Here is an 8,674-nt window from a genome sequence, read left to right as displayed (position 1 = left end):
GTGGTCGCGTCCGCGGCCGCGGCCGCGGCGCCGGTGGCCGTCGAGATCATCACCTGGCCCGCGTCGGCGGCGCCGTCCGCCTCCGCGCCGCCGCCGCAGCCGCCGAGGGGCACCACCGCCGCCGCGCACAGGGCCATGGCGACTTTCCGTATCGCTGACATAACCGGCATTCTGCTCCCCGGGTGCGGGTCTGGCTGTCGGAACCCGGACCTCGCCCGGAACGGAACTGGTCGCCGTCGCGGGGCCGGCGACCCAGGAACCGCGCGACGGTTCATAACGAAGGCATTCGGGTCATGCCGGACGACGTCGTCCGGCCGCTTTTCCCAGCGGCCGCACGTTTTCTCTGCCGCAATCCGGGGAGCCCGCGTTGCCCGGCTGTTTCAAGGTGTGCCGTGGTTCGGGCCGTCGTACTTTCGAGGTGGGCGTGCGAGAGCTTCGCGAATTCCACGCCTGGCCACCAACAGGGGAGAACGATCATGGTGCAGACCAGCAGAGACCGCGACGTCGTTGACTGGACGGATCTCGGCAAGGATCTGTGGTCCTACCTGACAGGCAAGGGTGCCGCGATCAACTACCAGTTCGTCGACATGCTCGTCGAGGTGCCGCGCGACACCGGGCCGGACGCCGCCCGCGCCACCTGGCGGCTGCACGGCACGCTGCGGGTCGTCACCTCGGACAACGACTCGGCCGGCGGCGGCCTCACCAACGGCGCCGCGCGCTAGTGAACGCCCGCTTCGAGGGCGACGTCGCCTTCAGCGTCGAGGACGCGTCCGGATCGGTCGGCGGGCGCATCGAGGCGTCCGCCGACCAGATTCGGATCACCACCGGTCAGCCGGGCAGGTTGTGGTCGGCCGCGGGGGACCTCCTCGCGGCCCTCCCGGCCGATGTGCTGCCAGCCGGGCTCCGCGACGGCCGCGGTGGGCTGCGTGGGCTCGCCGAGGGCCTCGCCGCCGAGGGGGTGACGGTTGAGATCAACAGTCTGGCCGGCCCGCTCGTCACCATCGGTGCCGACGTCGACTCCCGCCTCGGTGCTCTGACCGCGGGCAGCCGCCGGGTAGAGCCCCATCGCCGGGCCGCTCTGCCCGGTTCCCCCGCCGTGACGCGACGAACGGCCGTGACGCGACGAACGGCCGTGACGCGACGAACGGCCGTGGCCGGGTTCGCGGCGCTCGCCGCGTTCGCGGTCGGGTTCGCGGCGCGAGGCTGGGCCGGCCGTCGGCCGCGCTGACCCCGCTGCCTCTCGTCCTGCTGGCCACCGCGGCGACGGTCATCGCCTCCCAGGCTGTGATCACCGGGGCGTACCCGGTCGCGGCCCAGGCCGCCGAGCTCGGCCATCTGCCTCGGCTCCGCCGCCCACGAGACTGCCCCGTCATCATGGGCTCACACATCGACCTGCAATGGGCGACAACGAGCCGAGACCACAGAGCTCCTCGGCCATGCGGCTGCTTCGCAGAGCCGGGTGCCCCCGAGTGTCAGACGCCGGGCACGATGCGCAGGTCGCGTACGGCGCCGCCGGCGAGGGCGGCGAGGGCTTGCTGGTAGGCGGCGCCGTCATGGGCGGCCCGGGCGGTCTCGACCGAGTCGAAGGCGATGAGGACGGTGCGGGACTTCTCCCCGGCCTCGTAGGTCAGCTCGGGAAGGCCGCGGGCCAGGAAGGTGCCGCCGGCGGCGCGCAGGGCCGGACCGGCCAGCGCGGCATACGCCGCGACCTTGGCCTCGTCGGAGATCTCCTTGTACACAGTGATCCAGTAGGCGGTCATGACGCCATCCTGCCCGAGGCCGGGGGCTTGGCGGGCACCCCATTCCGTTTCCTTCGGCCGTCTCGCCCCGGCCCGCCGTCCAGGCAAGGGACCGGGAAGGCAACAGCTCCCTTCCCGCCCTGGGCGGTTCATCCCCTCCGGTCCTGTCTGGTCCGACCGTGGTGTGCCCGGAGTGGCGCCGGTGTGTTCCCGTGCGGGCCTTGGCGGTGACTCGACGGAGGTGGCCGGTGGCATGGGAGTATGGGCGGGCAGGTCCGGTGTCGGGGAGCGGGAGGTTGTGGTGTCGCAGAGCCGTACGCCAGGCCGGGGCTCCTTCGACAGCGCCATCCCGGCGCATTTCGTGCAGCCGGACGGTGGCCGCGTCCCGTTTCCCGCGTCGCTCGGCTTCGACGAGGCGGACCCGTTCGCCGTCACGCTCCGGCTGCGCACGACTGACATCCGCACGGTGACCTGGACGTTCGCCCGTCAGCTGCTGATCGACGGGTCGCGCCGGCCCGCCGGGGTCGGTGCCGTCGAGGTACGTCCGCAGGTGCGTGCGGGCAGGCGGTCGCTCGTAGTCACGATGACCTCGGCGGCTGGCCGGGCCGTGGTCGAGCTGGACTACGACCACGTCGCCGCGTTCATCCGCGACACCTACGACGCCGTCCCGTTCGGCTCGGAGACCGACCACGTCGACTGGCAGGCCGAACTCGACCGGCTGCGCGACGGTGAGGTGTAGCAGCCCCGCCGCGCGTCACCCCACACCGATGGCCCGGCATCGCAGGCGGATCTGATGGTTTCCAGGAGTCGGGCTGGTTCACCCTCGACGCCGACGGCATGCACATTTCCCTCACCCATCCACGAGGCGTGTTCTCCACCTCGCCGGACAATGCGCCGCGGCCGGGGGCCTGTCGGTTGGCGAGTCAACGCCGTGGGAGATGTCCGGCGACGCGTGCGCCTGTGCTGAGGGTTTCCCCGGCGCGCCCGCCGGCGGCTGGGACCTGTCCTCGGCGGATTCGTCGCAGGGACGAATGAGGGCCGGAACCCCGGTGTTCGCGGGACGGCCGGCCTCCTGGCGCGGCGATCTACCGGGGATTCTCCGGAGATCATCCACGGCTCGCGGACGTAGTTCCCAGCGGTGGCGGCGGGTGCGCCCGGAAATCGGCGGAGCTCGCGGCTGAAAGTGGGCGACTACGCCGGAGATCTCGGTGACACTACTCGCGCTGGGTCTTCGATCGCCAGCCGAGCCATCATTGGGCGGGACTGGCGCAGGACCATCGGCCTTGAAATCTGAGCCTATCGGGGGTGCCGGAAGCCCGGCGCATCCGATTTTTCTCGGCGCCGTCGCACTGTACGGCGCGTGACCGCGGTGGATTTTCTCTCCGTAGGCCATCCGTCGACTTCCCTTAACCTGCTATCAGGTACCTTTGGTGACGGCTTCGACGGATACGGACATCCGGGGCGATAACCATCGTCGCGTCCGGCAAAGCGGAGACAAGTGTTTCCAGGATCCTGGGCACGGCCTGGGGTCGGCGTTGGCGATGCCGGCCACGATCGAATATACGATCGACACGGACTCGAGCTCGGGCCGCCTCGCCGCCCGCGCACGAGGAGCCACGAATGGCTACGCCGTGTAGCCAAGCTGTGTCTGTGTGGCGCAACGCGCCGGCAATCGTCATTGCCCAGGGCGTCGACCTGGGAATGATTGTCATTGGTAGGTCGGTGTACAGACATTAACGGGGGAATCCGTGGTGTGGTCGCGTCTCGGGATGGAGATGGTCGGCGCCCGGGCTTCATCTCCGCTGGTACGGGGCACCGAGCGCTATATCTGTCCGCCAATCGGGTATAGTCCAGCCTATGAATCGTCAATCACGACTGGTTCGTCGGCCTCTCGGGCGCCGCATTTTCAGTCCGGCACCACTACACATCGGGTAGTCGCGGATGGCCGAAATCCAGCGCCGGACCCGAGCGGACAAAGGGGCGATACGACTCAATCGACGTGATCTTTTCGCCCTTGAGTGGATCTATGATATGGAGGCGATCTTCGAGGCAGATATACCGGTACTGCTGGACCCGGCGAAGCCCATCACGCGCAACGCCGTGCGCGCCGTAGTGCGGCGGTGGGAGAATGCGGGCCTCGTCGAAGCGGAGCATGCCGTCACTTATCAGGGACGGTTGATCCATGTTACTCCCGCCGGCCGACGCCTGGTGATCCGGGCCGAGCTCGACACCATGCCGACCGTCGTCCCACCTGTCCTCGGCGACCTCCACCGGGCCCTGGTTTCCCGTGCGCGGCTGCGCATCGAAGAGCGAGGCGTCGCGGAGGCGTCTGTCGACGAGTGGGTGAGTACCCGTCGTTGGCGGCTAGAGAATGCGGTACCGGTTCGGCATGAAATGCCCGAACCGGATGGTCTACTTTACTTGAACGATAGCACGATCAGCGTTGTCCTGCTTTGCCATACCATCACCGAAATTCAGCGGCTCCATTCCTTCTTGTCCGTACTAGCTGCCGAGTATCCCAAGGTGCTGCTCGTAGTGCCGCAGGAACTGCTGACGCGAACCAGAGAGCTGATCTTCGGCGCCTGGGTGACTGTTCTAGGCAATAGTGGCGACAGTCTGCATATTGTCATTATCTAGGATCTTGGCCGCGAGGGCAGATCGGGAGGCTGTCCTCGCGGCCGTGTCGCGCCTTCTCTCGCCGAACGAAGATCCATGAGGCGGACGCCGAGCCCTCGCGCGCGAGCTGTCGGCCGGAGCCGCGGCCCGGCGTGGGCGCCGGACCGGCCCGCGATGCGCCACGGACGCATCGCGGCGCGCTCCGGCCAAGGGCTCCGACTACGAATCCACGACTATTCGGGATTCACTCTCGTCGATGGGTTTCTCCAGAGATTGGTATAGCGGGCCTCCGCATCCGGGTTCCGATAGATACACGCGGTGGAGAACGGACGGTACAGGTTGGAGCCGACGTTTCCCGGGTCGCAGTTGTTGAAATACGCCTCGTAGAGGAAGCCCCGGCCGGCGCGCGCCGCCATCCAGTCGTGCATCCACTGGACGAAGGTGGCGCTGTCGCCGCCACCGTTCACCCCGGAGCCGGGTGCGACGCCCCACTCGCCGATGCCGAACTGCTTTCCGTGGGCTCGGGCGAAGTTGTACAGCCAGGTGAGGCCGCCGACGGCGTTCGCCTGGGCGTTGAAGGCCGCCAGGCTCGCCGAGGGTGGGTAGTGATCGTAGGCGTCGATGCCGACGCTGTCGACGTAGGCGTCGCCGGGATAGAGATCCAGCGGGTTATGGCTGGGGGGGAACTGGGAGAAGTGGGCGTTGATGGTCCAGTCGAGAACCGGATCGGGATTCGCGGTGGCTCTGATCGCGGTCGCGATATGGCGCCAGCAGTTCACGTAGTTTCTGGCGTTGTAGGCGGTCCACTGGAACCAGTTGCCGTTGGCCTGCCAGGCCACGCGGATGATCGAGTTCTGTCGTCCGGTGCTGTTCAGGGTGTTGCCGAAGGTGCGCCAGAACGTGTCGTAGGCGCCGGTCGCGCAGGTGGCCAGCGAGGAGCCGGTGTTCTCGGGGAACGCGGGGACGGAGATGATCAGGCGGCCCGGCCAGCCGGCGTAGTTCTCCTCCGCGAAGCCGGGCCGGACGATCGCATCCCAGCTGTCCCTGGCTGTGTAGACATGGGCGAGGTCGCAGAGGCTGCCGCGGAAGGCGCAGAAGGAGTCCACCGCGGTGGGGGTGTTCTGCGGGTCGCCGTTCACCCCGGACAGCCACGGCAGCCCGGACCGGTTGGCTCCCGGCGGCGGTGGGGGCAGCGGGTCCACCGGCGGGCTCGTCGCGGCGATGCCGGCCCGGTCGAAGGCGGTGACGGTGTTGTCCGAGGCGGGATTGCGCTGGCCGGTGTTGATGATCTGCAGGATATGCGCGCCGTTGATGAGGCGGGACGAGGTGAACAACAGCGCCACACTCGACGTGGGCGCGTAGGAGTCCACGATGGTGGACAGGCCGAAGTCGACGGAGATCGCCATGATGCCGCCATGGGACTCCCTGATCCCGTAGACGCTGATCTGGGTGCCGGTGAAGCGGATGGTCGCGGTGCTGCCCGCGGTCGAGGAGTACCGGAAGCTGTTGTTGGGGGTAGGCGGCACACAGCCGCCGCACGCCAGCCAGGAACCGGTGTAGGAGACCTGGTCAGCCCCGACGCCGATCTGGTTGTCCTCGATTGATCGGGTGATCGTGTCCACCGGGGGCAGGCCGGGGTCCGTCAGTGCCTCCGCCCGGTCGAAGGCGACGACGGTGGCGTCCGAGGCGGGATTGCGCTGGCCGATGTTGATCAGAGTCGCCTGGTGGGTCCCGCCGCGGAGCACCGGCGAGGTGTAGATGACCGTGGAGACCGGGTGTAGTACATAGGTGTCGATCGTGATGGAGGGCGCGCCGTCGATGCTGACGGTGGCCAGACCGCCGTGGTAGTCCCGGACGCCGTAGATGCGGAACTGCGTGCCGGTGAACCGGATCGTCGCGGTGGCGTCGCTGCTCGTCGAGTAGTGAAAGCTGTTGTTGGGCGTGGCCGGTGTGCATCCGCCGCACTGTGCCCAGTCACCGGTGTAGAAGACCTGGTTCAGGCCCGTGCCGATGCTGGTGTCCTCGATGGTGCCGGTCACCACCGGCGCGGCCCGCACGGGTAGCGCTACGCCCAGCAGCGCCACGGCCATCGTCGCGACAACCAGGAGCGCCCGCCACGCCGGCCCGCGGGCAGCGGCCGTCACGCGGCCGTGCGACGAGCCGACACGTCGCCGGCTATCGCCCGGCCCGCGGCATCGAGAGAATCCTGGCCTTTCCGGGTCTTGAGAACGCACCCTACTACCCCTTCCTTCGGTCGGCGGCCCGACACTAACGGAGAGTAAAAGTCGGCTGCGTAAGGTTGCCTCCGCGGAGCGAGTCGAGGTCATTCGGTCGGATTCGATGCCGCCTGCCCAGGCCGCCGTATTCACCAACGAACTCGATTTTAAGTGCCTACCAATGCCTGGTCGGTCGAGGGACGGCACGCCGAATGACCGCTGCCGCAGGAGTTTCCCGGGTATCGCTTCGCGGCGGACCGCAGCGATGTTTGCGGGGAGCCGGGTGCCGTGTCGTTGGCGGCCGGATGGTCGGCCCGATGGCATAGTGCCGACCGGGGGGTCAGGCCATCAATGCGGCAGCTACCCGCGGTACGGCGGTCTTTTGGCCAACAACGCGGGCGGCTGGGCGGCAGTCATGAAAGGAATAGGGAATGGACAATCGTCGTACGATTGTGCGGGCTGGTCTGTTGTCAGCACTGGCGTTGGCGCCTGCGCTGCCGCTGCGCCGGCGCCGTGACACGCGCCCGGCGAGTGCGTGGCCCGAGGCCGCCGTTCTGATGGAAACGTCCGTGCCGATCCTCGCGCAGCGCTCCGATCGGGTTGCCCTGCGGGCACCCGTCGGCGCGGGTATTCCCGACCCCACCGGCGTGGGCCCTGGCCAGGTGACCTGCGGGACGGCGGACGGCCTTCTCGCCGGATTCTGGCAGCGCTCGCCGTATGAGGTCACCGGTTTCGTCTGGCGGGCCGGCGTGCTGCGGGTGCTGCCGCAGAGCAGCCGCCCCAACGCGATCAACAAGGCGGGATTCCTCGTCGGCGATATCATCAGCCGCTATTCTCGTCAGGCGTTCCGATGGGCCTATGGTCAGTACCAGCCCCTCGGCTATCTGGGCGGAACCGACGAGCTGGGTGGTCGGTGGAGTCAGGCCGCCGGCATCAACGTCCGCGGCCAGATCGTGGGCACCACCAGCATCGGCAACGGTGACCGGCATGCCTACATCATCGCCGGAGACGGCATGGTCGACCTGGGGACGCTGGGGGGACTGACGAGTGAAGGAGTTGCCATCAACGACCTTGGCCAGATCTGCGGAAACAGCGCCACGGCCACGGGCCGGTCGTATGCGTTCGTCTGGTCCAACGGGCACATCTACAGCATCGGTGCTCTTGGCGGTGGTGGGTGGAGCCGGGCGGTCGGGTTGAACAACCGGAGTCAGGTGGTGGGGACGAGCGAGATGTCCGGCGGTGTGAGCCGGGCATTCCTGTGGGAGCGGGGAAGACTCCGCGCCCTGCCGCCTCTGCCCGGGGATCAGCACACTGAGGCGGTCGGTATCAACGACAACGGTGAGATTCTGGTCCGTAGCATCGGGGCGCAGACCAACGCCTTCGTCTGGTTCTGCGGCCGGAGCACCAGAATCGCGAGCCTCGGCGGTCGGGTCGATCCGGCGGGAATCGATGCCGAGGGATATGTGGCCGGTACGGCTACCAACGCGGCCGGAAATGATCATGCGTTCCGCTGGCACCGCGGGATCACCACCGATCTCGGCACTCTGGGCGGTGCCTACAGCTCCGCCGCGTGCATCACCCCGTCGCACACCGTGGGTGGCGGCTCAGCGGTCGCCCAGGGAGTTCCCCAGGCCGCGTTCTGGACGCTGTGACCGAAGTAATACGCGGTGCTCGACGGCGACCCCCGAATCGAAGTGTGCGTCGGATTCATTGTGCTGGCCTGTCGCTGATGCGTAGTCGTCGTTCTTGTCGACTGCCTGGAGTGGGGCTGCGAGTACGCACCCACTCAAGGGTCGGAATGGGATCGACCCACAGTGCGGTTACTCGACCGGTCCGGGGTCGACATCGCGGGGAGGTGACCGAGTAGGCGAGGTGCCTTCTTCGAAACGGGACGGACGGCGATTCGGGGATGCCACTCCGAAGGATCGTGCCGCTGGAGTGCTGTCCGCATTTCCTTCGACGGAAGGAATACCGATGTGGTTGTTACCCGGTAAGGCTGGTCCGCGCGGCCGCGCGACCCCCCCCGACGCGGGGAGGGTCCGCCGTCGTTCCCTGTCTCTTATAAACAAATAAGACCCCACCACACCATAAGGTGCATCTCGT

8 protein-coding genes are annotated in these 8,674 nt (G+C 67.9%); 6 read left to right on the top strand and 2 right to left on the bottom strand.

Annotated elements, in window-relative coordinates:
* Nucleotides 1-476 precede the first annotated feature (476 nt).
* From MXD58_RS13860 to MXD58_RS31680, 3 genes are read left to right on the top strand one after another with little or no spacing between them, the layout of a single operon-like run.
* Entirely contained in the window at nt 477-722 is a 246-nt protein-coding gene (locus MXD58_RS13860; RefSeq protein WP_248837118.1) for a hypothetical protein, read from the top strand.
* Nucleotides 722-1,228 (top strand): hypothetical protein, encoded by a 507-nt coding sequence (locus MXD58_RS13855; protein ID WP_248837117.1) that lies wholly within the window; start codon nt 722-724, stop codon nt 1,226-1,228. Before MXD58_RS13860 ends, MXD58_RS13855 begins: the two co-directional genes overlap by 1 nt.
* Nucleotides 1,204-1,542, top strand: a complete 339-nt coding sequence (locus MXD58_RS31680) for a KUP/HAK/KT family potassium transporter (RefSeq protein WP_308301963.1) — start codon at nt 1,204-1,206, stop codon at nt 1,540-1,542. Before MXD58_RS13855 ends, MXD58_RS31680 begins: the two co-directional genes overlap by 25 nt.
* On the opposite strand, the gene MXD58_RS13850 is transcribed toward MXD58_RS31680, so the two are convergent.
* Entirely contained in the window at nt 1,473-1,760 is a 288-nt protein-coding gene (locus MXD58_RS13850) for a DUF1330 domain-containing protein (protein WP_248837116.1), read from the bottom strand. The two genes, MXD58_RS31680 and MXD58_RS13850, sit on opposite strands and share 70 nt — an antisense overlap.
* Nucleotides 1,761-1,992: 232 nt before the next feature.
* Between MXD58_RS13850 and MXD58_RS13845 the strand changes: the two genes are divergently transcribed.
* Both MXD58_RS13845 and MXD58_RS13840 read left to right on the top strand, forming a co-directional pair.
* On the top strand, nt 1,993-2,478 hold the full coding sequence (locus MXD58_RS13845) for an SsgA family sporulation/cell division regulator (protein ID WP_250609377.1): 486 nt from the start codon (nt 1,993-1,995) through the stop codon (nt 2,476-2,478).
* Between the two features lie 1,202 nt (nt 2,479-3,680).
* The gene (locus MXD58_RS13840; protein ID WP_248837114.1) at nt 3,681-4,376 is read left to right on the top strand and encodes a hypothetical protein; all 696 of its coding nucleotides are present in this window, start codon (nt 3,681-3,683) and stop codon (nt 4,374-4,376) included.
* Nucleotides 4,377-4,588: 212 nt separating this feature from the next.
* On the opposite strand, the gene MXD58_RS13835 is transcribed toward MXD58_RS13840, so the two are convergent.
* The gene (locus MXD58_RS13835) at nt 4,589-6,499 is read right to left on the bottom strand and encodes a glycoside hydrolase family 26 protein (protein ID WP_248837113.1); all 1,911 of its coding nucleotides are present in this window, start codon (nt 6,497-6,499) and stop codon (nt 4,589-4,591) included.
* A 503-nt stretch (nt 6,500-7,002) separates the two neighbouring features.
* Here MXD58_RS13835 and MXD58_RS13830 point away from each other — a divergent pair.
* On the top strand, nt 7,003-8,223 hold the full coding sequence (locus MXD58_RS13830; RefSeq protein WP_248837112.1) for an HAF repeat-containing protein: 1,221 nt from the start codon (nt 7,003-7,005) through the stop codon (nt 8,221-8,223).
* Nucleotides 8,224-8,674: the final 451 nt, after the last annotated feature.

Source organism: Frankia sp. AgKG'84/4 (assembly GCF_023242965.2).
GTDB lineage: Bacteria > Actinomycetota > Actinomycetes > Frankiales > Frankiaceae > Frankia.
The sequence above is the reverse complement of the archived record's forward strand: the minus strand, read 5'-3'. Positions and strand labels throughout refer to the sequence as shown.